25 protein-coding genes are annotated in these 21,938 nt (G+C 63.5%); 18 read left to right on the plus strand and 7 right to left on the minus strand.

Going from position 1 to position 21,938, the window contains the following annotated elements; genetic code table 11:
* The 7 genes from VML93_RS08500 to VML93_RS08530 form a co-directional block, all read left to right on the plus strand.
* Positions 1–934: AMP-binding protein (locus VML93_RS08500; protein WP_325609605.1), on the plus strand; the 934-nt coding region annotated here is incomplete at its 5' end.
* Complete coding sequence (locus tag VML93_RS08505) at positions 927–1,718, plus strand: coniferyl-alcohol dehydrogenase (RefSeq protein ID WP_325609607.1); 792 nt, start codon at positions 927–929, stop codon at positions 1,716–1,718. The genes VML93_RS08500 and VML93_RS08505, both read left to right, overlap by 8 nt.
* A 1-nt stretch (position 1,719) precedes the next feature.
* Complete coding sequence (locus VML93_RS08510) at positions 1,720–3,105, plus strand: aldehyde dehydrogenase family protein (protein ID WP_325609609.1); 1,386 nt, start codon at positions 1,720–1,722, stop codon at positions 3,103–3,105.
* Positions 3,105–3,275, plus strand: a complete 171-nt coding sequence (locus VML93_RS08515) for a WS/DGAT domain-containing protein (protein ID WP_325609611.1) — start codon at positions 3,105–3,107, stop codon at positions 3,273–3,275. Before VML93_RS08510 ends, VML93_RS08515 begins: the two co-directional genes overlap by 1 nt.
* The gene (locus tag VML93_RS08520; RefSeq protein ID WP_325609613.1) at positions 3,272–4,273 is read left to right on the plus strand and encodes a PDR/VanB family oxidoreductase; all 1,002 of its coding nucleotides are present in this window, start codon (positions 3,272–3,274) and stop codon (positions 4,271–4,273) included. Before VML93_RS08515 ends, VML93_RS08520 begins: the two co-directional genes overlap by 4 nt.
* A complete protein-coding gene (locus VML93_RS08525; protein WP_325609615.1) occupies positions 4,270–4,779 on the plus strand; it encodes a Rieske 2Fe-2S domain-containing protein in 510 nt (169 codons plus the stop codon). Before VML93_RS08520 ends, VML93_RS08525 begins: the two co-directional genes overlap by 4 nt.
* Positions 4,776–6,029 (plus strand): cytochrome P450, encoded by a 1,254-nt coding sequence (locus tag VML93_RS08530; protein ID WP_325609617.1) that lies wholly within the window; start codon positions 4,776–4,778, stop codon positions 6,027–6,029. Before VML93_RS08525 ends, VML93_RS08530 begins: the two co-directional genes overlap by 4 nt.
* 342 nt (positions 6,030–6,371) lie before the next feature.
* On the opposite strand, the gene VML93_RS08535 is transcribed toward VML93_RS08530, so the two are convergent.
* Positions 6,372–6,605 carry a hypothetical protein gene (locus tag VML93_RS08535; protein WP_325609619.1) on the minus strand — a complete coding sequence of 78 codons (234 nt, stop codon included), beginning with the start codon at positions 6,603–6,605 and terminating at the stop codon, positions 6,372–6,374.
* Between the two features lie 904 nt (positions 6,606–7,509).
* Between VML93_RS08535 and VML93_RS08540 the strand changes: the two genes are divergently transcribed.
* Complete coding sequence (locus tag VML93_RS08540) at positions 7,510–7,734, plus strand: hypothetical protein (protein ID WP_325609621.1); 225 nt, start codon at positions 7,510–7,512, stop codon at positions 7,732–7,734.
* 22 nt (positions 7,735–7,756) lie between these two features.
* On the opposite strand, the gene VML93_RS08545 is transcribed toward VML93_RS08540, so the two are convergent.
* Positions 7,757–8,098, minus strand: coding sequence for a hypothetical protein (locus tag VML93_RS08545; RefSeq protein ID WP_325609623.1), 342 nt, complete (start codon positions 8,096–8,098; stop codon positions 7,757–7,759).
* A gap of 126 nt (positions 8,099–8,224) precedes the next feature.
* Complete coding sequence (locus tag VML93_RS08550; protein ID WP_325609625.1) at positions 8,225–9,139, minus strand: acetoacetate decarboxylase; 915 nt, start codon at positions 9,137–9,139, stop codon at positions 8,225–8,227.
* Positions 9,140–9,402: 263 nt separating this feature from the next.
* Here VML93_RS08550 and VML93_RS08555 point away from each other — a divergent pair, with 263 nt between their 5' ends.
* Genes VML93_RS08555 through VML93_RS08565 form a run of 3 tightly spaced genes read left to right on the plus strand, consistent with a single transcriptional unit; the run spans position 9,403 to position 12,619 of the window.
* A complete protein-coding gene (locus tag VML93_RS08555; protein ID WP_325609627.1) occupies positions 9,403–10,977 on the plus strand; it encodes a succinic semialdehyde dehydrogenase in 1,575 nt (524 codons plus the stop codon).
* 55 nt (positions 10,978–11,032) lie between these two features.
* Positions 11,033–11,473: a nitroreductase/quinone reductase family protein gene (locus tag VML93_RS08560; RefSeq protein ID WP_325609629.1), complete on the plus strand. Its 441-nt coding sequence runs from the start codon at positions 11,033–11,035 to the stop codon at positions 11,471–11,473.
* A 39-nt stretch (positions 11,474–11,512) separates the two neighbouring features.
* A complete protein-coding gene (locus VML93_RS08565) occupies positions 11,513–12,619 on the plus strand; it encodes a saccharopine dehydrogenase family protein (protein WP_325609631.1) in 1,107 nt (368 codons plus the stop codon).
* Between the two features lie 35 nt (positions 12,620–12,654).
* Here the strand turns inward: VML93_RS08565 and VML93_RS08570 are convergent, their stop codons facing one another.
* The gene (locus VML93_RS08570; protein ID WP_325609633.1) at positions 12,655–13,344 is read right to left on the minus strand and encodes a type 1 glutamine amidotransferase domain-containing protein; all 690 of its coding nucleotides are present in this window, start codon (positions 13,342–13,344) and stop codon (positions 12,655–12,657) included.
* A 162-nt stretch (positions 13,345–13,506) separates the two neighbouring features.
* Between VML93_RS08570 and VML93_RS08575 the strand changes: the two genes are divergently transcribed.
* From VML93_RS08575 to VML93_RS08605, 7 genes are all read left to right on the plus strand, one after another.
* Positions 13,507–14,538 (plus strand): AraC family transcriptional regulator, encoded by a 1,032-nt coding sequence (locus VML93_RS08575; RefSeq protein ID WP_325609635.1) that lies wholly within the window; start codon positions 13,507–13,509, stop codon positions 14,536–14,538.
* The gene (locus VML93_RS08580) at positions 14,535–15,626 is read left to right on the plus strand and encodes an AraC family transcriptional regulator (RefSeq protein WP_325609637.1); all 1,092 of its coding nucleotides are present in this window, start codon (positions 14,535–14,537) and stop codon (positions 15,624–15,626) included. The genes VML93_RS08575 and VML93_RS08580 overlap by 4 nt, the downstream gene beginning before the upstream one ends.
* Positions 15,627–15,678: 52 nt before the next feature.
* Positions 15,679–16,518: an oxidoreductase gene (locus VML93_RS08585; protein WP_325609639.1), complete on the plus strand. Its 840-nt coding sequence runs from the start codon at positions 15,679–15,681 to the stop codon at positions 16,516–16,518.
* Positions 16,519–16,547: 29 nt separating this feature from the next.
* Entirely contained in the window at positions 16,548–17,540 is a 993-nt protein-coding gene (locus VML93_RS08590; RefSeq protein ID WP_325609641.1) for an NAD(P)H-quinone oxidoreductase, read from the plus strand.
* A 28-nt stretch (positions 17,541–17,568) separates the two neighbouring features.
* Entirely contained in the window at positions 17,569–18,057 is a 489-nt protein-coding gene (locus VML93_RS08595; RefSeq protein ID WP_325609643.1) for a glutathione peroxidase, read from the plus strand.
* A 63-nt stretch (positions 18,058–18,120) separates the two neighbouring features.
* Positions 18,121–18,429, plus strand: a complete 309-nt coding sequence (locus VML93_RS08600) for a DUF7427 family protein (protein ID WP_325609645.1) — start codon at positions 18,121–18,123, stop codon at positions 18,427–18,429.
* Between the two features lie 137 nt (positions 18,430–18,566).
* A complete protein-coding gene (locus tag VML93_RS08605; protein ID WP_325609647.1) occupies positions 18,567–18,716 on the plus strand; it encodes a hypothetical protein in 150 nt (49 codons plus the stop codon).
* Positions 18,717–18,771: 55 nt separating this feature from the next.
* Here VML93_RS08605 and VML93_RS08610 read toward each other — a convergent pair whose 3' ends face one another.
* From VML93_RS08610 to VML93_RS08620, 3 genes are all read right to left on the minus strand, one after another.
* A complete protein-coding gene (locus VML93_RS08610) occupies positions 18,772–18,975 on the minus strand; it encodes a cold-shock protein (RefSeq protein WP_325609649.1) in 204 nt (67 codons plus the stop codon).
* A gap of 129 nt (positions 18,976–19,104) precedes the next feature.
* Positions 19,105–20,397 carry a DEAD/DEAH box helicase gene (locus VML93_RS08615; protein WP_325609651.1) on the minus strand — a complete coding sequence of 431 codons (1,293 nt, stop codon included), beginning with the start codon at positions 20,395–20,397 and terminating at the stop codon, positions 19,105–19,107.
* 298 nt (positions 20,398–20,695) lie between these two features.
* Positions 20,696–21,938, minus strand: a 1,243-nt coding sequence (locus VML93_RS08620) for a fatty acyl-AMP ligase (RefSeq protein ID WP_325609653.1), incomplete at its 5' end; no start/stop codon positions are given.

The following is a 21,938-nucleotide window of genomic DNA, read 5'->3' on the forward strand; positions in this document are numbered from 1 at the left end:
TGCGCCCATCTATCACGCCGCACCGTTGAAGTGGTGCGCCTCGGTTCAAGCTTTGGGTGCAACGGTGGTGTTGATGGACCGATTCGACGCCGAGGAGACGCTGGCGGCGATCGAGCGGTTCCGGGTCACGGCGACCCAGCTGGTCCCGACGATGTTCGTGCGGATGCTCCAGCTGCCCGACCGAACGCGCGCCGCCTATGACGTGTCCTCGCTGCGGCTTGCCGTGCACGCCGCCGCGGCGTGCCCGCCTGATGTGAAGGACGCGATGATTTCGTGGTGGGGACCCATCCTCACCGAGTATTACAGCGCCACCGAACAACACGGCACCACGGTCATCACGACGAGTGAATGGCGCGCCAAGCGGGGATCGGTGGGCAAGGCCGTGATGGGCGTGCTGCACATCTGCGACGACGGCGGCCGCGAACTACCGCCCGGCGAGGTGGGCACCATCTACTTCGAACGGGATCTGGCTCCCTTCGAGTACCACAATGATCCCGAAAAGACCTCCGCTTCACGGCATCCCGTGCACGACAACTGGTGCACCGTGGGTGATGTCGGCTACCTCGACGAGGACGGCTACCTGTTTCTCACGGACCGCAAGGGTTTCATGATCATTTCCGGCGGCGTCAACATCTATCCCCAGGAGATCGAGAACGTCCTGGCCTTGCATCCGAAGGTGTACGACGTCGCTGTGATCGGTGTGCCGGATCCCGTCATGGGAGAACAGGTCAAGGCGATCGTCCAAGTACGCGAAGGTGTCTCACCATCCGATGACCTGGCAGCAGCGATCATCGCCTATGTCCGCGACCGCATTGCCCACTACAAAGCACCGAAGTCCATCGACTTCGTCCACGAATTACCAAGGTCTGCAACCGGAAAGCTCGTCAAACGGATCCTCATGGATCGCTACGCGAATAGGAGTACCAATGTCTGAGTTCACCGGCAGGCGTTATGTCGTCACCGGGGCCGCATCGGGAATCGGACACGCGGTGGCCGAGAAGCTGCTGCTGGCCGGCGCCGAGGTCTACTGCCTCGACCGCAACACCCCGGCCGCAGCGGTTACCCGTCACATCGAGATCGACCTGTCGAATCCACGCAGCATCGATGCCGCAATTGAGCAACTCGACGGCCAGTTCGACGGCTTGATGAATGTGGCCGGCGTGCCCGGTACCGCTCCGGCGGACCTGGTGCTGGCTGTCAATGCGCTGGCGGTACGACAGTTGACCGAAATGTTCTTCGACCGGCTCAAGCCCGGCGGCACCGTGACGACGGTGTCATCAACGGCCGGGTTCGGCTGGCCGGCACGCCTGGTCGCAATCAACGAATTGCTGGCGACCCAGAACTTCGAAGACGGAGCGGCCTGGTTCAAGGCCAACCCGCAGCGGGGCAATGCGTACAACTTCTCCAAGGAAGTCACCACCGTCTACACGATGGCGATGGGCCTGATCGCCGCGTACGGCGGGTTTCGCATCAACGCTGTGCTGCCGGGGCCGGTGGAGACACCGATCTTGGCGGACTTCGAGAACACCATGGGCAAGGCCACACTCGACGGCCTGAAAGGTCTACTCGGGCGGCACGCAACCCCTGAGGACGTCGCCGACGCGATCGTCTTCCTCGCCTCCGACGCGGCGCGGTGGATCAACGGGCATGCACTTGTCGTCGACGGTGGGGCGACCGGCGCGGTTCTCACCGGGGTCATCCCGGCACCGGAGATCTGAAATGCCAAGTCAAACCTCGTCGTCGGACGCCATGACACTGGTTGCCGACTTGCGCCGGGTACACGCGACGGGCCGTACCCGCGATCTGGCATGGCGCCTTGAGCAGCTGCGCGGGATTGAGCGGTTGTGCGACGAGCAGGAAGCCGAGATCGTCGCGGCACTCGCCGACGATCTCGGCAGGCCGGCGTTCGACGCGTGGCTCGGCGACATCGCGTCGACCAAGGCGGAAGCGACCTACGCGCGCAAGCACCTGAAGAGCTGGATGCGCCGCCGTCGAGTCTTGCTGCCGCTGAACCAATTACCCGGACGAGGCTGGGTGCAGTACGACCCACTCGGCGTGGTCCTGGTGATCGGGCCGTGGAACTATCCGCTATATCTGACCTTGGCGCCGCTCGTGGCGGCGGTGGCCGCCGGAAATTGCGCCGTGCTGAAGCCCTCGGAACTGGCCCCGACGACTTCGGCGGTGCTGGCGCGTCTGGTGCCGCAATATCTGGACCCAATCGCGATCCGGGTCATCGAGGGCGACGCCTCGGTCACTCAGGCACTGCTGGCACAGGGTTTCGACCACGCGTTGTTCACCGGGGGTACCGAGGTCGGTAAGAAGATCATGGCCGGCGCCGCACCGACGTTGACGCCGGTAACGCTCGAACTCGGCGGTAAGTCTCCGGTCATCGTGACCCGCGATGCCGATCTCGACGTCGCCGCTCGGCGCATCGCCTGGGTGAAACTGCTCAACTCCGGACAGACCTGCATTGCCCCCGACTACGTCCTGGCCGAGCACTCGATCGCCGACGAGCTGATCGACAAGATCGTCGCCAACGTGCACCAATTCCGGTCCGGTGACAGCGATTCGTCGTTGCGCATCGTCAACCAGCGCCAGTTCGATCGGCTCGTCGCACTGATCGGCACCAGCGACGGCAAGATCGTCACCGGCGGTCGCTGGGACAGTTCCGCATTGCGCATAGAACCCACGGTGATCGTCGATCCGTCGCCCGACGATGCGGTGATGACCGATGAGATATTCGGGCCGATCCTGCCGATACTCCGGGTCAACTCGCTCGACGCTGCGGCACGTTTCGTCAATAGCCGACCAAAACCCTTAGCGCTCTACATATTCACTCCGTCACGGCTGATCGCGAGAACACTTCTCGAGCGGATCCCGTCGGGTGGTGCGGCGGTCAACCACGTGGCCATGCACTGCATGGTCCCCCAGTTGCCTTTCGGCGGTGTCGGTGCCAGCGGGATGGGTGCCTACCACGGCCGGTGGGGATTCGAGGCGATGAGCCACCGACGGGCCGTTCTGGCCAAACGCGCGCGGCCCGACCTGCGGGTGGTGTATCCGCCGTACACCGACAGAGCTGCACGATTCATGCGAAAGGCACTCTGATGCAACGCCTCTCGAGTCTCACGGTCGTCAGCTACCACCGAGGGCTCGACATCGGCATCGTCGGTGACGCTCAAACATTGCCCGAAGCTTGGGATTTGATGGACGACCTACGGCAAGAGCTGGCCGACCTGTCGGCCCTTGCCGACACCGAAAAGAGCAGCGAAGCATGACTTCTACTCAAGAAGCCCCTGCATTGGCACCCGGCGCGGGGGTACGCGAGTTCACGGCCGACCTAGTCGTAAACCGCCGCGACGCGGCGGCGGACGGCGTCGCGGTACTGGATCTAGCAGACCCACACGGCGAAGACCTGCCTGATTGGGAGGCCGGCGCCCATATCGACCTCCTGCTCGACGACGGGCTGGTCCGTCAGTATTCGCTGTGCGGCGACCCACGCGACGCCAAGTCGTGGCGAGTCGGGGTCCTGCTCGACCCGAATAGCCGGGGCGGCTCACGTCACGTCCACGACAACCTCGTCGAGGGTGTCAGCGTGCGAGTCCGGGGACCCCGCAACCATTTTGCGCTCGTCGACTCACCGCGATACCTGTTCATCGCCGGCGGGATCGGGATCACCCCGATCATCGCGATGGTCAATTCCGCGCAGCAGGCCGGCAGCGATTGGACACTGATCTATCTCGGCCGAAGCCTGACGACGATGGCGTTCGCGCAGACGCTGTCCGACGCCCATGGTGATCGGGTCACGCTGTGGCCGCAGAACCAGAATGGCCTGTTCGACCTGGGAGAGGTCCTGGCTGAGCCAACCGATCAGACATTGGTGTATTGCTGTGGGCCCGAACAACTTCTGGCCGCAGTCGAAGAGCACTGCGTCAACTGGCCCGAAGGCAGCCTGCACATCGAACGATTCGCAGCCAAGACGGCGTCCGAAGAATCCAGCGGCGGATTGGACAGTTTCCAGGTGGTCTGTCAGCGCTCGGGAGCGACCGTGGAAGTGTCGCAAGATATCTCGATCCTGGAGGCGTTGGAGGATGCCGACATACCGATTCTGTCATCCTGCCTCGAAGGAGTCTGCGGAACCTGTGTTGCCACCGTCGTTGAGGGCACGCCGGATCATCGCGACTCCATGCTCACGGAGGCCGAACGCGCCTCCGGCAACAAGATACTTACGTGTGTATCCCGTTCCGGCAGTGAGAAGTTGGTGTTGGACCTATGAAGGTGAACTACCCCACCAAATGCTGGTATGTAGCCGCAACGTGCGACGAACTGGCGACGGGTCCGGTGGGTCGACGATTGCTCGACCGCGACATCGTTGTCTGGCGATCCTCGCGAGGCCAGGTTGGGGCGTTCGACGACCGCTGTGCGCACCGAGGCTTTCCGCTGTCGGACGGCCATGTGGTTGATGACCAACTCATCTGCGAATACCACGGCTGCGCATACGCCGCCGACGGGTGGTGCATGCGCGTCCCCACCCAGCCCGATGTCCCTGCTCCAATATCGGGAAACTCCGCACACGCATCCCGGTCGCTCAGCTATGGCGACTGGCGGTCCGGAGTCGAGTTCCAAGCCGACGCCGCCGCATTGCGAATGCGGGAGATCGTCGCGGTCATGCTCGCCAAAGAAGCAGGCTGCTCCGCACTGCGCCCCGGTTGGGCGACACCAAGGCCCTCCCACAAGTCGAATACCAGCCCTGACAACCACTCTGAAAGGAGCGCTCGATGAGCACCGCACCCAACCTCAAGGACGTCGACCTGTCCACCGTCGACCTGACCGACCTGTCTTATTTCAAGGACGGCCCGCCTCACCCGCTTTTCGCGCGCATGCGCGCAGAAGCCAGTCCGCATTGGAACGCACTCACCGGTGACGAGCCAGGATTCTGGTCATTCACCAAAGCCGCTGATATCGCGACCATCAGCCGCGACCCGGCCACGTTCTCGTCGGCGCGCGGTGGCGTGTTCGCGACCAGTCAGGGCGCGGTGCCTCCCGAGGCGATGGCCGAAGTGATACTCGGCATGGATCCGCCTCGCCACACCAAGCACCGCAACGTCGTGCAGGCCGTCTTCACGCCCAAGTTGATCCGCCAGAAGGAACAGAACATTCGCGCGACCGTCACGACGCTCATCGACGACGTGATCGAAAAGGGCGAGTGCGATTTCGTCGATGACATCGCCGTCGAACTGCCGTTGCAGGTGATCGCAGACATGCTGGGCGTACCACAGGACGACCGCCGGCAACTGTTCGCATGGACCAACACGCTGTCACGGGCCGCAGCCACCGCCGACCCGCAATTGGGCCTCGGCGCCCTCGTCGAGATCGGCGGATACCTGAGCGGACTCACTGCCGAGCGGCGGGCCAATCCTGCCGACGACCTGATCTCCCGGCTGATAGTCACCGAAGTTGACGGCGAGCGGCTCAGCGAGGACGAGGTCACGTTCTTCTTCGGCATCTTGATGTTCGCCGGTAACGACACCACCCGAAACACCGCGTCCGGCGGCATGCGCGCGTTGATCGAAAACGACGGTGAGCGTCACAAGCTGGTCGACAACCCCGACGCCATCCCCAACGCCGTCGAGGAGATGCTGCGGTGGGTCACACCCGTCATCTACTTCACCCGGGTGGCTCAATGCGACACCGAGGTGGGCGGCCACCCGATACAGGAAGGCGAACGGGTCGCCATGTGGTACCCGGCGGGATCCCGCGACCCGGAGGTGATCGAGGACCCCGACCGATTCAACGTGTCTCGGCAGAAGCCTCCGCATCAGGCGTTCGGAGGCGGCGGAGCACACTTCTGCCTGGGGAACTCCCTTGCCCGCCTCGAATTACGAATCCTTTTCGAGGAACTGATGCGCCGCACCCCGGATATGCAGTTTTCCGGGCCGATCACCCGGTTGGTATCGAACTTCTCCAACGAGTTGACCTCAATGCCAGTGACATTCACTCCGGGCAGACGCTACGACGGCACATACCGATGACCATCACGACGAAGTTCACCGCGCCCCGGTCATCGACGGCTGGCGCCCACCGTGCCAATGATCATCGAGACTCGCGTATCGGCGTTGGTGGTCAACACGCCTCGCGCAGATGCACCAGCGACGTCAGCTACTGCTACCGCCGCCGCAGCTGCCCCCTCCACAACCGCTTCCGCCGCCGCAGCCAATTCCGGCGCTGCAACCGCTTCCTCCGCCCCAGCCCCCGCGCCGACGGCGTCGGTCCGAACCCGCGGACCAGATGTTCTGACTCGGTGAGTCCGGTCGCGTCCGTGACGCCCACTGCCCCAACCCGAACAGCCCCAGAAAGAAGAGCAGGGACGGAATCTAATCCGACGACTCGTCGGAGTCCTCGGATTCGTCGGACTCCTCAGTCTCGTCGTCGTGGTCGGACTCATCGAGCTTGTCTGCGAATTTCGTCAAGAGCCCAGCCAATTCACGAGCCTCGCCAGGCGCTAACACATCGTCGAATAATTGTTCGTCGCCTTCGGAGATGCGCTCGAGGTAAACCGCGTTGTCTTTTGCGCCGACGTCCCATCGGCCGCCCTCGCGACTAACCATCATGCCGCCTTCCGACTAGTGATCTGCCGCTGAGCCTGACGCGCACCCAGCTTCTGCTTTGTCTACCCACTTTCTCCGAAGTACAACGCTCCTTGGGTGTTCGCAGGTGAAGTCGCTGTGCCACGCGACCGCCGAACCTCTGGCCGCCACCCTCACCCTGATTCCCGATGCTTGGCAACACACACGTGACTCTGTTCGATTTCACAGCTCGCTTCCATCGCCCACTAGAAGTCGTGCTATACCGTCGCCTCATTGTGGAGTTTCGAGGCGCTGACAGGACGCGACGATGGCAGTTGGCCATCGCAATCGTCGCGGTGCTGAGTTTATTCGCGGCCGTCACCACAGGTGGGGCGGCGCGGGGCTCCATGCACGCCCGGGTTGGAGCACCGCTGCCCGCGACTTGGTCACACGGGGCCCATGGCGGCGCGAATCTCGCCCACAGCGACAACTTTCAACCCACCAGCTTTCTTGTTCATGGCTCGTCACCATCGCATCAGAAGCCAAACAAAACCGCATGGATGACGCGCGATCGGCCGCCGACTTGGACCCGCATGTCGCCACAATCGGTCTGGTCGCCATTGCCGGCTTCGTTTGCCCCGTCGAGGCTTGCCTTAGGTTTCGAGCAGGGCCGCTACTCCGGTGCGCCTGCGCCTGCGCCTGCCGTCGTCGATCAAGGTATCTTGACCAAACTCTGCGTCGCCCGTCGCTGATAGCTCAGCGCCAGGCCTTCTTGCCTTTGGCTTCGCGGTTGTGAAGCCGTCGGCCACATTCCGTCCCTCACCGCGACCGACAGCATCGGTCGACTTCACCCAACCTATTTACCTTTTCGGGAGAAATCATGTTCTTACGCAACAACTCACACCAGACCCGTCGCGACTCACCACAGCTAGCAACGGATTTCGCGATGATCTGCACGGCCGCGACAATCATTCTCGGCTCCTATGTGCTGGGAGCAGCTCCGGCCGGCGCCGACACCAACCCGGGCGGTGACGATCCCAACCCGTTCACCAGCCTTGGCTGTGGCTGCGAAGACACGACTCCACACGACAGCCCGGCTCTGATGCAAGAACTGCAAAGGGGAATCCAGGCGGCGCTGTCTGCCTCGCCATCCCAGCCGACGGACCAGTAAACCCCGGCCACAATTCGCAGTGTTACGAGGACCAGCCTTGACCACCGAGCCACAGCGGCGGCTCCTGACCGTTGTACATGCTCTTGGGCTGCCATCGTTGTCTGCGTAACAGCCGACCGGCGTGGTGCTCGGCCACGTCCTTCAGGTACTCGACGTCGTCGCTGGTCCACGGGTGCTGGCCGGTCCCGTCCAACGACCACCTGGGTTGGCCGTCCTGCTCGTAGCGGGTTATTCGGTAACGCCAGGCGACGTGCCTGCCCTTGGCGTCAACCTCCCAGTCCAGCAGCCGCGGTCGGAGAGCCTCGGGCACCGGCTGAAAAAATTCCGGGAGCGTTATGCGGATCTCGACAAACTCGCCACCCATGAATCGACGGTACCAGGACACTTGCTTGCGTGAGTGGTTCTACCTGCGAAGATAACGCCTTTATGCTCATGCCGGCGGGGCCACTTCCGAGCGGCACCTGCCGTTTTACCTGCCAGTCCTTTGGCGTCAGCCGAAGGCTTCCAGGGGCCGCGGTAGGTTCAGCACCAGTTGTGCTTCTTTGGTGATATCGACGCTGACAATTCTGGAGGCGCCGAGTCCGTCGAGCAGGTCGCTCAGCGGGCCGCCGTGCCGACTGAGCGTGACGTCGCGCGGGAAGCTGCGCTGGGCGAATGACAGAGTGTTGGACTGCACCGACGTTTGGTTCCATTGCCCGTCAACCAGATGGACCATGGTGTTGGTTGCCATCCGGGACTGTGCTGGGACGTCGGTGAACCTTGGCAGTGGTGCGTGCAGTGCCAAATCCGGTTGGCCTGTGGGACCGGCGATTTCGGCCCGCACGGTGTCGCTGATTTTCACGCTGATATCGGTGCGCCACTTGGGTAGCTGGTAGCCGCTGACGCCGCGGACCCGGGCGATCTCGGTGGTGACGGGCAGGGCCAGTACGTGGGCGTAGAACTTCCTGCGCCGTGTCGCGTTGAGCAGTTCGAGCTCGGGCATTAGGCCGGATACCACACCTCGCTGACCGGGCTTTCGGATCACGACCGCGACGGACACCTCGTCGTAGGGATCGTTGTCGCAGACCGAATACGAGAAGAAGGTCAGTGCCGCGACCCCGTAACCGGGGACCGCGCGCAGTGGCTCGAGAGGTTCCGGCAGCATCGCTGCCAGACGGTCGAACGGGGCGAGCATGTTCGCCTGAACGATGCTCGCGCGGTAGTAGAAGTTCGGCGCCCAAAGTGGCCCGACCCGCGAGTCGACCTGGACCTTCGGGATCCTGCGAAACCAGTCGATGTTTCCCACGGCAGGATCTTGTGCCACCTCGTCGAGGTTCGGGTTTGATCGGTATCTGTCGTAGTACCCGTCCTTCGGCACTTCGACGGTCTGGCCGGCGAATTCGACCTCGATGAGTTGCGTAGCCATGGTGGACCTCGTCCTTCGTAGGGATTGCGCAGGCCGACTTCAGCTTTCGGGAGCGCCGACCGATAACGTCAAGATTAGACACGCGATAGGCAGAGCCACAGGTGACGGATGGCCAATAAGTTGTGAGAAGTGGCCAAATCGATGTTTGTCGGAGGCAGGTCGGCAAGAATCAACCTGGTCCGAAGTCGACACTTGCCGCCTGCGATGCGCGGCGGCCCAATCTCCTTGAACGGCAAGAAAACAGCGAGCAAGAGGAAGCAACCATGACCACATTCACGGCCCGTTCGGCAGATGGTGTCGATAGCGTGTTTCTGCGGGAACTGACCAGCCGGGTGCAGGCCGCCGACCCCGATTCGCGTCTTGAAGTCATTAACGCAATGACTGGTGGTCTGCTCGGGGACGTCCCGCGTTGCACTGGTGCCGATGTGGCTGCCGCGGCCACGCGAGCCCGGGCAGTGCAACCAGAGTGGGCTGCACGGCCGGTAAGCGAACGTGCCGCCATGCTGCTGCGCTTTCACGATCTGGTGCTGCAACGCCAAGACGAGGTGCTCGACCTTATCCAGCTCGAGAATGGCAAGGCGCGCAGGCACGCCTTCGAGGAGATCATCGATGTCTGCATGGTCTCCCGCTACTACGCACACACCGCCGAGGACTACCTGGGCCCGAAACGCCGGCGGGGCGCCCAACTGGCGCTCACCCAGGTGTGGGAGCTTCACCACCCCAAAGGGCTGGTGGGAGTCATCTCGCCGTGGAACTACCCGCTGACCCTGGGCATCAGCGATGCGCTTCCGGCGATCGTTGCGGGCAACGCCGTGCTGACCAAACCCGACCAGCAGACGCCGTTTTCGACGCTATGGGCGGTACGACTGCTCGAAGAAGCTGGAATGCCAGCAGGTTTGGTGCAGGTCGTCACCGGGTCCGGCGCCGAGCTGGGCACCCCGATCATCGAACAGTCCGACTTCCTGATGTTCACCGGGTCTACGGCCGTGGGTCGCAACGTCGCGGCACAGGCCGGTCAACAGCTCATCAACTGCTCAATGGAACTGGGCGGCAAGAACGCTTTGCTGGTCCTGGACGACGCCGACGTCGGCAAAGCCGTCGACGGCGCGGCACGCGCATGTTTCTCCAACACCGGGCAGCTGTGCATCTCGATCGAACGAATCTACGTCCCGGCGACGTTGTGGGATGAGTTCACCGCCCGGTTCGCAGCTGCCGCAGAGGCAATGAAACTCTCTGCGGCCCTTGACTATTCTGCCGATATGGGTTCGCTGATCTCCGAGAAGCAACTCAAGACGATGAGCCGCCACGTCGACGACGCGGTGAGCAAGGGCGCCGTCGTCCTCGCCGGCGGCCGGGCGCGCCCCGACCTCGGACCGTTCTTCTACGAACCCACCATCTTGTCCGACGTGCACGACGGCATGATCGCGTACGCCGACGAGACATTCGGGCCGCTGGTCTCGCTCTACCGCGTCGAGAGCGAGGCGGAAGCAATCGAAAAGGCCAACGACAGCCCCTACGGCCTCAATTTCAGTGTCTGGACCTCCGACCCGAAGCGCGGCCGCCATGTTGCCTCCCAGTTGCAGGCAGGTACCGTCAACGTCAATGAGGCTTACGCGGCAGCATGGGCCTCGGTCGACGCGCCGATGGGCGGCATGAAAGCGTCCGGCATGGGGCGTCGCCACGGCGAGCACGGCATTCTCAAATACACTGAATCCCAAACGATTGCGGTGGAGCGCCTGCTGCCGGTCGGTGCACCGAAGTGGCTCGACCCGGGCCGCTATGCGTCGATTATGACCGCCGGTCTGCATCTCCTTCGGCGTATCCCTGGCGTCAAATGACGGAGGACCCGAGGCTCCGCATAATGGCCACCGAATTCGAGACAGGGAGCCCGCGATGCGCAGCAACGCAATGAAAGACACCGCAGCCAAATTGATGAACTTTATCCACCGGTTGATCCTGACGCTCAGCGGGAACAGACTGCTGATCAGGCCTTATGGGATGCCACTGGTGGAGCTCCACACCACAGGGCGTAAGTCCGGGCTGCCCCGGTCCTGTTATCTGACTACACCCGTTCATGATTCGGACCGGGTGGTACTGGTCGCATCGAAGGGCGGCGACGATCGCAACCCCGATTGGTACCGAAATCTGCTGGCGTGCCCTGAGGCCGAGCTGGTAATCCACGGTACTCGGCGAAAGGTGCACGCACGCAACGCAAGCGCACAGGAGAAGGCCGATCTGTGGCCGAAGATTATCGCCGCATATAAGGGTTACGCGGACTACCAACAGCGGACTAGCCGCGCCATACCCGTGGTGATCTGCGAACTGCAACGGTGACACAGCGTCACGGAACCCGCGGACAGGAAGATCCGATACATGCCCAATCAGATCGTCATTTTCGGGGCTACCGGCTACACCGGCGGACTTGTGGTCGACGCACTCAAGCGGCGCGGGGTGCGCCCGGTGCTGGCCGGCCGCGGAGCCCAGCGTCTGGCCCGACTGGCGGACCAGCACGGCGGCCTGGACTATCGGGTTGCCGATGTCAGTAACCCCGCCAGCGTAAGAGCCCTGGTCGACGCGGGTGACGTGCTGATCACGACCGTCGGCCCGTTCGAACAGTTCGGCTACCCCGTCGCGCAGGCTGCGGCCGATGCAGGCGCCCACTACCTGGATTCGACCGGTGAGGTCGGCTTCGTTCGTGAACTACAGCAACGGCACGACACACGAGCCCGTGAGCTGGGTGCCGTCGTCGTGCCGGCGTTCGGCTACGACTACGTCCCCGGGATCCTTGCGGGCGCGCTCGCCGCAAAGGCCGGCGGTGCAGGCTCTTCCAGGGTTCGCGAGATCGAGATCGGCTATTTCGCTATCGGTTCTCTGCGCAAAGGACTCAGCCAGGGCACCCGAAAAACCATGGCCGAAGGGCTGATCCTGCCCGCGGCGGTATGGCGCCACCGACAGCTCGTCGACGAAACCACCGCACGGCATGTGCGTGAATTCCCAGTGCGCGCAAAGCGCAGGAACGCTTTCCTGGTCTCGGGTACCGAGGTGCTTTTCCTGCCGCCCCAATTGCCCGACGTCGACTCGGTCACGGTGTACAACGGCTGGTTCCCCCACCTCAGCCGCGCGATGCAACTCGTCTCGACAATCGCCAATACCACCGCGAAGCTTCCCCGGGGCCGCAAACTCGTCGAGTCGTTGACGGCACGCACGGTCGGTGGCAGCGGTGGTCCCGATGGGGCCGAGCGGGCCCGCACACTGAGCCACGTCGTCGCGGTGGCGCGCGACGAGTCCGGCGACGCCGTTGCCGAGGTCCACCTCGAAGGCCCCAGCCCCTATACATTGACCGGCGAGCTGATGGCCTGGGCCGCGGATCGGCTCGCTTCGGGGGGAGGCAAGACGCCCGGCGTCGTGGGACCAGTCGACGCGTTCGGGCTCGACGAGCTCGTCACCGGCTGCTCAGGCGCCGGTCTGGTACAGGTCTGAGTCGTCGGCACCGACGCGCCAACAGCAAGAGCGGCTCAGCCTTCCAGTACCGAGACGACCTTCTTTGCCGTCTCCTTGGCGGAACCCGGATTCTGGCCCGTCACAAGTCGTCCGTCGACGACAACGTACGAGGAGAACGGAATGAGGCCCTTTTCGTAGCGGGCGCCGCGCTTCTTCATCTCCTCTTCGGCGTTGTAGGGCACCAACTTGTTGACCCGGGCCAGGACCTCCTCCGACCAGGCGAACCCGGTGAGCTTCCGCCCGTCGACCAACAGCGAGCCGTCCGAAAGCTTGGTGTTGAGCAGGCCGCAGTAGCCGTGACAGACGGAGGACACGATTCCACCGTTCTCGAAGATCTCGCGCGAGATGCGTTGCAGGCCTTCGCTATCGGGAAAGTCGAACATCACCGCGTGACCGCCGGTGAAGTAGATTGCATCAAAGTCCGCCGAGTCGATCTCATCGGGTGAGGCGGTGCCGGCCAGCAGGGCCATCTTCGCCTCGTCGGCCTTCCACGCCTTCGCGCTCTTGTCGTAGTTCGGAAACTTCAGCGAACGCGGCTCCAGCGGTGAGGCGCCCCCTTTCGGGCTGACGATCACCTGTTCGTAACCCGCCTCGGCGAAGACGTGATAGGCGTGCGTCAGCTCCGAGAGCCACAGCCCGGTCGGCTCGGACGGATCCTCGTAGTGCGAGACGTTGGTGACGACGTTCAGGATGCGCTTGGTCATGCTCCAAGAATTCCGTTGACAGCCTGCCGGTGCCACTAGCTGGCCACTTCTCACAACTAGTTGGCCATCCGGCACCTGTTGTGCAGGGTGCGCTCTTCTCTAACCTCGATGGAGTAACGCACGATTAGGGCAATCAGCGAGGTACGAGCACGTGAGGTTCCTGTGACTACGCACGACGTCCTGCGCTCACCGGCGGGCGTGGCTCTGCTGGTAGACCTGGCGGCAGAGCACGGAATGCCCCACGCTGACTCGTTGCTCGGCACACCCCTGACCAGGGAGGTACTCGACGATCTCGATGCCGAAGTCCGCTTCCGTGATGAGCTCCAGATCATCACGAATATCCTTGGCACGCTTGATGATGTTCCCGGCCTGGGCGTCGAGGCAGGTCTGCGCTGCCATGCGGCATCGCCCGGCATCTGGGGGCTCGCGCTCATGAGTTCCCGGACATTGGGAGACGCGATGTCGGTGGGTATGTCGCTGGCCGCGCTTAGTTTCTGTCTTTGTCGACTCAGTGTCTCTGCCGACCCGGCGGAGAATTCCGTTCGGTTGATTCTCGACCCTGCGGCCCTCCCGATCGGTTTGCGCAGGTTTGCCGTCGAGCGCGACAGCACCGGAATCCAGACCCTGCAGCGCGACCTGCTCATGACGCCCGATCTCGAACTGCGGGTCGCGTACACGACACCACGACCAGCAGAAGACGTGGTGCAGAAGTACGTCGACGTGTTCGGCATTGAGCCTGAGTTCGGCGCTACGGAAAACTGCCTCATTGTCGACCGGGAGTCCTTGACCAAGCCACTGCCCAATGCGAATCGTTACGCGCGTTCGATGGCACAGAAACAAGCTATCGAATTGCTGCGGAACAGATCTGCACGTGCCGGCGTCGCGGGCCTACTGCGCGACATGATGCTGGCGAATCCATCACCAGTGCTCTCGCTCGAACAGGCAGCCCGGCAACTGACTGTCAGCTCACGTACCCTGCGGCGGCACCTGGCTCAGGAAGGCGCGTCACTGCGGGTATTGCAGGAAGAGGTGCGCGAGGCACTCGCCGAGGAGCTACTGGTCAGCGATGGGCGTCCCGTTGCGGAAATTGCTGAACGTCTTGGCTATTCGCAGGTATCCAGCTTCACCCAGGCCTTCCGGCGCTGGAAGGGAGTCGGCCCCCGAGAATACCGGCAGCAAGCGCGGACACGATGACCCCACCCAACCTGAATTCCAAACGCTCGGCCGCGAGTCTGGTGGTGATGCTCGACTGGGCCGCTCAATTCGGCTTGACCGCCCGACAGTGTCTTGCCGGCACCAGGGTTGCGCCCGCAGCTGTCCGAATCTCCGATGCCGAGGTCAGCGGGCAACAAGAACTCAAGGCGATCGCGAACATCGTCGCAGCGCTTGGGGACCGGCCCGGCCTCGGCCTGCAGGCGGCGGCCAGATATCGGGTCACCGCGTTCGGGGTATGGGGATTTGCCATCCTCAGCAGCCGGAACCTCGGCGAGGCGATAGACGTCGGAGTGAGATTTGCGCGCCTGGGCTACGCCTTCTGCACATTCGAGACGCGTCGACACGGCGACGAGCTCTCGATCGTCGTCGACGCGCGTTCCGTGCCAGCGCCGCTGCGCAGGTTCGTGCTCGAGCGTGACGTTGCGGCCATCCCCAATTTGTACCGTGAGATCCTCGGCACGTCGCCGCGACCGGGCCGTATCTCGTTCGCTCTCCCCGACCCGGGGCAGGCCATCGAGCTCTATGAAGAGATGTTCGGCACGGTGCCCGAATTCGACGACACGGAAACCTCCGTCACCTTCTCCGCGGAACAGTTGAATGTGCCACTCCCGCAAGCGAGTACCCACACCGCCAAGCTCGCCGAGCAGCAATGCCGAATGCTGCTCGAGCAGCGTGAAGCCAGAACGGGCCGCGCTGGTCTGGTGCGTGATCTGTTGCTGGCCGACCCCGCTCGACCACCGAGCCTTGCACAAGTGGCGGATCGGCTGTCCTGCAGCACCAGGACGCTGCGAAGGCAACTGGAGGCGGAGGGTACGTCATTCCGGAGACTGCTCGACGAAGTGCGCCAACATCTCGGGACGGAGTTACTCCAAAGCGGCATGACCGTCGAGCAGGTGTCGAACCGGCTGGGATACACCGACGTCAGCAACTTTTCGCACGCATTCCAACGATGGAAGGGCGATAGCCCGCGAACCTACCTAGCCAGCCGAAACAAATCGATGTATACGCGCCGGACCATGACCGGAACCCAGACCGGAAGGCCACGCGCCAGCGGCGCGCCGCCATAGTGGAGACATTCCCGTCAGCCCTACCAACCACAACCCGACCCAGGAGGAACGCATGTCTGTTGTGCTCATTACCGGTTGCTCGAGCGGAATCGGCGCGGCAACCGCCGCCGACCTTGCGACGCATCGCCACAACGTGTACGCCACTGCGCGGCGGCCCGAGACCCTGAAGTCCTTGGCGGACAAGGGGTGCCACACGCTCGCGCTCGATGTGACTGACGAGGAGTCGATGGCTGCCGCGGTGGCTGCCGTCGAGAAGGAAGCCGGATCGATCGACGTTCTGGTGAACAACGCGGGCTATTCGCAGTCCGGAGCCGTCGAGTCGATCCCGATCGACAGCATCCGCAAGCAGTTCGAAACGAATGTGTTCGGCCTGATCCGGATGAGCCAACTGGTGCTCCCGGGGATGCGGGAGGCGGGCCATGGACGCATCATCAACATCGGGTCAATGGGGGGCAAACTCACCTTCCCTGGCGGGGGCATCTACCACGCGACCAAGTACGCGGTCGAAGCCCTCTCAGATGCGATGCGGTTCGAGGTCCAGGGCTTTGGCGTACAGATCGTGCTCATCGAACCCGGGCTTATCACCACCGGTTTCGCCGATACCGCCGTCGAATCGGTGGGCGACTTACAGGACGGACCGTACGCGGAGTTCAACTCCCGTGTCGGAGCGCTCACCGCCGAGATCTACACGAGTTCGGTCGGCAAACTCCTGGGCGGTGGTCCGGATTCGGTTGCCAAAGTCGTCCGCCGGGCAGTCGAGGCCAAGCGACCGAAGGCGCGCTACACCGTCACTCCCAGCGCAACGCTGGGCATCCTGCAGCGCCAACTGACCCCGGACAGGTTATGGGACCTGGCGATGCGCACCCAATTCCCGGTCCCCGGTGGCAACTAACTCCTAGCTCCCTCTCGAAAGGAAGATGCATGTATGCGATAACGCTCAACGGTTTTGGCGATCCGGAGGTGATGGAGTGGGCCCAGGTGGACGACCTGCCCGCACCGGGCCCCGGGGAGGTTGCCATCGATGTCGTGGCCGCCGGGGTGAACCGGGCTGATGCGATGCAACGTATGGGCTTGTACCCGCCACCGCCGGGTGCCAGCGAGATCCCCGGCCTTGAGGTGTCCGGTGTGGTCGCTGAAGTCGGTGCAGGAATTGAAGATTGGGCTCCCGGCGATGCGGTGTGTGCGCTGATGGCCGGCGGAGGGTACGCCGAACGGGTAAATGTGCCTGCCACCCAAGTGCTACCGGTGCCGCAGGGCGTCAGCGTCACCGCGGCGGCAGCGCTGCCGGAGGCCGCCGCCACCGTATGGTCGAACGTCGTGATGACCGGAGGCCTACAACGTGGGCAGACGCTGCTGATTCACGGCGGCGGCAGCGGAATCGGCACCCACGCAATACAAGTGGGCCGCGCGATGGGCGCCAACGTGGCAGTGACCGCCGGAACGCAGTTCAAGTTGGAGCGCTGCCGAGACCTTGGCGCACAGACTTTGATCAACTATCGGGAACAGGATTTCCCGGCAGTGGTCAACGCTGAATACTCCGGCGCCAACGTCATTCTCGACATTATGGGCGGCAGCTACCTGCCCAAGAATGTCGAGGCCCTCGCCGAGAATGGCCACCTGACCATCATCGGGTTGCAAGGCGGGGCCACAGCGGAACTGAATCTCGGTGCGCTGCTGTTCAAACGGGGATCGGTGCACGCGACGAACCTGCGTCGCCGACCCGAGCAGGGTCCCGGCTCCAAGGCCGAGATCATCACCGAACTGCGGCGGCAGCTGTGGCCGATGATCGCTGAGGGCGCCGTGGCGCCGGTCGTCGCCGCCGAAGTCCCGATCACCGATGCAGCAGAGGCGCATAAGCTGCTCGACTCCGCCCAGACGGTAGGAAAGGTGCTGCTGAACGTGCGCGAACCCTGAGAACCGCAGCAGTGTTAGCGTCATCGGCGTGACCCTCAAAGACATCGCCCTGACCACCCTCGACGGCAAACCGGCTACGCTCGCTGAATTGTCCAACGGCGCAACGCTGATCGTGAACGTAGCCTCCAAGTGCGGACTTACTCCGCAGTACACGGCGTTGGAGAAGCTGGCCAACGACTATGGCGACCGTGGCCTGACGGTCGTCGGGGTCCCGTGCAATCAGTTCATGGGCCAGGAACCGGGCACGGCCGCTGAGATCCAGGCCTTCTGCTCGACGACCTACAGGATAACGTTCCCGCTGCTGGAGAAGACCGACGTCAACGGCGAGAACCGCCACCCGCTCTACACCGAGCTGACCAAGACGGCCGATTCCAACGGCCAAGCAGGCGACATTCAGTGGAACTTCGAGAAATTTCTGGTCGCACCCGACGGTGAGGTGGTCAATCGGTTTCGGCCCCGCACCGAACCAGACGCGCCCGAGGTGATCACCGCTATCGAGGCCGTGCTGCCCCGATAGCCGGCACGCGCGTGAACCACCCGGCCGTCTCCGACGTCGTTCTATACATAGGAGGCAGTAACGATGCGCAACTCAGACCTAGCGTGGGTGGCACTGGCCGGAGGCGTGGCGGCATACGACCTGATCGCCACTGACGACGAGCAGTTGACCAACGCGGCCCGCCGCTACTTCAAGTCTCAGCCGATTGCCACCGCGTCGATGATCCTGGTGACTGGTCTGCACCTGGTCGGCGGCATACCGCCGTGGTGCGACCCGATCACGCTGACCTTCGCCGCGTACCGGCGACTGCTGCGGCAGTTCTGGCTTCGGCAAAGGGCCTCGCAGCGCGACGGCCTGGTGGCTCCGACGGCCGTCGACAAGCTCGCCGCCTGAAAGCGGCGCCCGTCGCCGCTAGGTGTACGGTCGACCCCGGATAACGCATAGCGAAAAGATCGACGTGCGATTCGTCCCCGTTCCGCGGGATAAGAAGCAAACCGTTCGACCCCTGCCAATCTTTAAGGACGTGCGCCATGGATTTTCTCGACTTGTTTTCTCACCGCCACGAGCCTGAGATTGTTTATTCGGACGATAGCTCAACCACCGCAGTGCAGCATCCCACCTTTTCAGATCGGCCCGAGGCTAATGCTCCCGACGGTACGACGCCGTCGCGCGAGGCCTAGACACACCAATGGGCTGGTGCGATTGCGCACCAGCCCATGGTTTCGTTCCGGTTAGCTAGACCGCGGACACGCCGACGGCCTGCGGACCCTTGGGTCCTTGCTCGACCTCGAACTGGACACGCTGGTTTTCCTCGAGTGTCCGATATCCGGTGCCGCGGATCTCGGAAAAGTGGACGAAGACATCTTTCGCGCCACCATCGGGGGTGATAAAGCCGAAGCCCTTTTCACCGTTGAACCATTTCACAGTTCCCTGTGCCATCTACCTTACTTCTCTCATTCAGAGGGATGCACCAAAAACATCCGCGCGCAGTGTAACAGGATCGTCGGCGGTCGAAAAATCATTGGTCCTTGGTCGGTCGCGTGTCACCACTTCGCCATAACGCCGGAACTATTTCGACACCCCAGCGTTTCGTTGCGGGCGGCCGGGCCCGCGACGACGCGGTTGCCCGGCGCCACCCGACCTGCGACGCACGGAAGATTGCGGTGGGGTGGCCTTGTGGGCCGGAGCCCGGTAGGGGGCAATCTCACCGACCAGCGCATGCACTTCGGCGGAGTCAGCGGTCACTTGCTGCGGAGTGACGCGGATACCGGCCTTGCGCAGCAACGCCTGGGTGTCCGTGCGCTGCTCGGGCAGCACCACGGTGACCACGTCGCCTGCGTTTCCGGCCCGCGCGGTACGCCCGGAACGATGCAAATACGCCTTGTGCTCGCTGGGCGGATCGATGTGGACCACCAACTCGACCTCGTCGACGTGCACGCCGCGCGCGGCGATGTCGGTTGCCACCAGAACCCTGGCCTCACCTGCGCTGAACGCAGCAAGATTGCGATCGCGTGCAGGCTGAGAAAGGTTGCCGTGCAAGTCAACTGACGGTATCCCAGATTCGGTGAGTTGCTTGGCAAGTTTGCGGGCGTGATGTTTGGTGCGCATGAAGAGGATTCGCCGCCCGGTGCCGGAGGCCAGCCGACGCACCAGCTCCTTCTTGGCTTCGGCGCCGGCGACGTGGAAGACGTGGTGGGTCATCGCGGACACCGGCGCGTTCAGCTCATCCACGGAGTGCAACACCTGATTGCGGAGGAACCGGTTGACGAGTTTGTCGACGCCGTTGTCGAGGGTCGCGGAGAACAGCAGCCGCTGGCCTCCTGCCGGTGTGGCGGCCAGGATGCGGGTGACACCGGGCAGAAAGCCGAGATCGGCCATGTGATCGGCTTCGTCGATCACAGTGATCTCGACGGCGTCGAGGCTGATCAAGCGTTGTTTCATCAGGTCCGCGAGCCGACCCGGGCAGGCCACCACGATGTCGACGCCGGTTTTAAGGGCAGCCACCTGCCGGTTCTGCGGTACGCCGCCGAAGACAGTGGTGACCCGCAGGTTTGAGGCGGCTGCCAACGGCTGCAGCGTCGCGGTGATCTGGGTGGCCAACTCGCGGGTGGGGGCCAGCACCAAACCCGACGGTCGCGACGGGCGCCGCTTGGCCGCCGAGAGCCTGCTGACCAACGGAATGGAGAAGGCGAGTGTCTTTCCGCTGCCGGTCTTGCCGCGGCCCAGGACGTCTCGGCCGGCGAGCGTATCGGGCAGGGTCTGAACCTGGATCGGGAAGGGACGGGTAATGCCGGCCGCGGCGAGCACGCTGACCAATGGTGCGCGCACGCCGAGATCGGCAAAGGTCTTGTCTGTAGTCACTTTTCGGTGCCTTTCAGGCATCGGGTGTGCCGGAACGTCGCGAAGGTGCGCGCCGAGTCAGCACAAGCTGGCGAGATTGCCGGTGGGCAAAATCGATCGCCGCGAGACGGTAGTGCTGGATGCACGGATCATCTGAACGCGGTGTTTGTGCCCCGAATTTCGGGCCGGCACCGGTGGGATGAAGGAGCGTTCCACGACGTGTTGGCAGCTGTCACATGAGGCCAACGTTGCCCCCCAGTCTATCCCACCCACGAGCGAGGCCCTAAACACAGCACAACAACGTGAGCAGCGTCACCTATCAGTTCATCAGCGTCAAGGCGTGCGCGCGCCGCAGCTTTCCCGACGGTGTCTTGGGAATCATCCCCGGCTCCAGCACCACCACGTTGCGGGGCCGAACGTCGACCTCGGCGAACACCTCGTGCGCCACCTGCCGCTCGATGCGGCGGACCTCGGCGGGATCCTGGTACTCCTTGGATTCGACCGCGACGGCAAAGGTCTCGCGGGATAGACCGGCGTCCAACCGAACGGCGACGGCGCATCCCGGACGGACTCCCGGCACCCGCGCAGCGGCGCGTTCAATGTCGGTCGGATAAATGTTGCGTCCGGCCATGATGATGACGTCTTTGAGCCGTCCGCAGACCACGATGTTGCCGGTCTCGGTGAGATAGCCCAGGTCGCCGGTGTCGTACCAGCCCTGATCGTCTTGTGCCGAAACGAAACCGGCGAGCGTGGTGTATCCCTGTGTTACTGATTTCCCGCGCACCTCGATGACGCCGACGCCGCGGGCCGACAGCACGCTACCGTCTTGGTCGACGATGCGCGCCTCGAGGCCTTCCAGCGGTCGCCCGAGAGAAACCAGCCGCCGGGTGCGGCCCCTGGTCGCCGGGACGGCCCGATGCAGCACGGACAGCAGATCGGCGTCGACTTCGTCGACGACCATGCCGTCGCCGCATTTGGTGAACGAGACCGCCACCGTCGTCTCGGCCATCCCGTAGGCGGGCACGATTGCCTCCGGGTTCAACCCGAACGGCGCGCCGGCGTCGCAGAGGTCCTCGACGTCGGCGGGCTCGACCGACTCGGCGCCCGAAAGTGCCCACCGCAGCGAAGAGAGGTCGAACTGGCCGGGCGTAGCCTGCTTGCGCAACCGCTTGGCGAACAGCTTGTACGCGAAGTTGGGTGCGGCGGTCAGAGTGCCCTTGTACTTGTCAATCAGCTTGGCCCACAACAACGTATCGCGTAGGAAGTCCATGGGCGTGACCTTGACGAGCTCGACGCCGTAGTACATCGGCACGGTCAGGTAGCCGGTCATACCCATGTCATGAAAACAGGGCAGCCAGCTCACGATCACGTCCGAATCCATGTCGACGTTCGCGCCGGCAAACATCGCCTCGGCATTGGCCACGATGTTTGCGTGGGTGATGCGAACCGCCTTGGGAAATCCCGTCGATCCGGAAGTCAACTGCATGAATGCCAAGTCATCGTCGTCGGTCTCAACCGGGTCGATCCGGCGGCTGTCGAGCAGTTGACCGATGGTCACCACC

Origin of the sequence: Mycobacterium sp. (assembly GCF_035499775.1) — a bacterium.
Lineage (GTDB): Bacteria > Actinomycetota > Actinomycetes > Mycobacteriales > Mycobacteriaceae > Mycobacterium.

Coding starts and splice junctions, on each gene's coding strand:
- VML93_RS08555 (WP_325609627.1), top strand. CDS start 9,403: ATGACCACATTCACGGCCCGTTCGGCAGATGGTGTCGATAGCGTGTTT.
- VML93_RS08530 (WP_325609617.1), top strand. CDS start 4,776: ATGAGCACCGCACCCAACCTCAAGGACGTCGACCTGTCCACCGTCGAC.
- VML93_RS08535 (WP_325609619.1), bottom strand. CDS start 6,605: ATGGTTAGTCGCGAGGGCGGCCGATGGGACGTCGGCGCAAAAGACAAC.
- VML93_RS08550 (WP_325609625.1), bottom strand. CDS start 9,139: ATGGCTACGCAACTCATCGAGGTCGAATTCGCCGGCCAGACCGTCGAA.
- VML93_RS08515 (WP_325609611.1), top strand. CDS start 3,105: ATGCAACGCCTCTCGAGTCTCACGGTCGTCAGCTACCACCGAGGGCTC.
- VML93_RS08510 (WP_325609609.1), top strand. CDS start 1,720: ATGCCAAGTCAAACCTCGTCGTCGGACGCCATGACACTGGTTGCCGAC.
- VML93_RS08605 (WP_325609647.1), top strand. CDS start 18,567: ATGGATTTTCTCGACTTGTTTTCTCACCGCCACGAGCCTGAGATTGTT.
- VML93_RS08565 (WP_325609631.1), top strand. CDS start 11,513: ATGCCCAATCAGATCGTCATTTTCGGGGCTACCGGCTACACCGGCGGA.
- VML93_RS08520 (WP_325609613.1), top strand. CDS start 3,272: ATGACTTCTACTCAAGAAGCCCCTGCATTGGCACCCGGCGCGGGGGTA.
- VML93_RS08600 (WP_325609645.1), top strand. CDS start 18,121: ATGCGCAACTCAGACCTAGCGTGGGTGGCACTGGCCGGAGGCGTGGCG.
- VML93_RS08545 (WP_325609623.1), bottom strand. CDS start 8,098: ATGGGTGGCGAGTTTGTCGAGATCCGCATAACGCTCCCGGAATTTTTT.
- VML93_RS08540 (WP_325609621.1), top strand. CDS start 7,510: ATGATCTGCACGGCCGCGACAATCATTCTCGGCTCCTATGTGCTGGGA.
- VML93_RS08505 (WP_325609607.1), top strand. CDS start 927: ATGTCTGAGTTCACCGGCAGGCGTTATGTCGTCACCGGGGCCGCATCG.
- VML93_RS08610 (WP_325609649.1), bottom strand. CDS start 18,975: ATGGCACAGGGAACTGTGAAATGGTTCAACGGTGAAAAGGGCTTCGGC.
- VML93_RS08590 (WP_325609641.1), top strand. CDS start 16,548: ATGTATGCGATAACGCTCAACGGTTTTGGCGATCCGGAGGTGATGGAG.
- VML93_RS08570 (WP_325609633.1), bottom strand. CDS start 13,344: ATGACCAAGCGCATCCTGAACGTCGTCACCAACGTCTCGCACTACGAG.
- VML93_RS08585 (WP_325609639.1), top strand. CDS start 15,679: ATGTCTGTTGTGCTCATTACCGGTTGCTCGAGCGGAATCGGCGCGGCA.
- VML93_RS08560 (WP_325609629.1), top strand. CDS start 11,033: ATGCGCAGCAACGCAATGAAAGACACCGCAGCCAAATTGATGAACTTT.
- VML93_RS08580 (WP_325609637.1), top strand. CDS start 14,535: ATGACCCCACCCAACCTGAATTCCAAACGCTCGGCCGCGAGTCTGGTG.
- VML93_RS08525 (WP_325609615.1), top strand. CDS start 4,270: ATGAAGGTGAACTACCCCACCAAATGCTGGTATGTAGCCGCAACGTGC.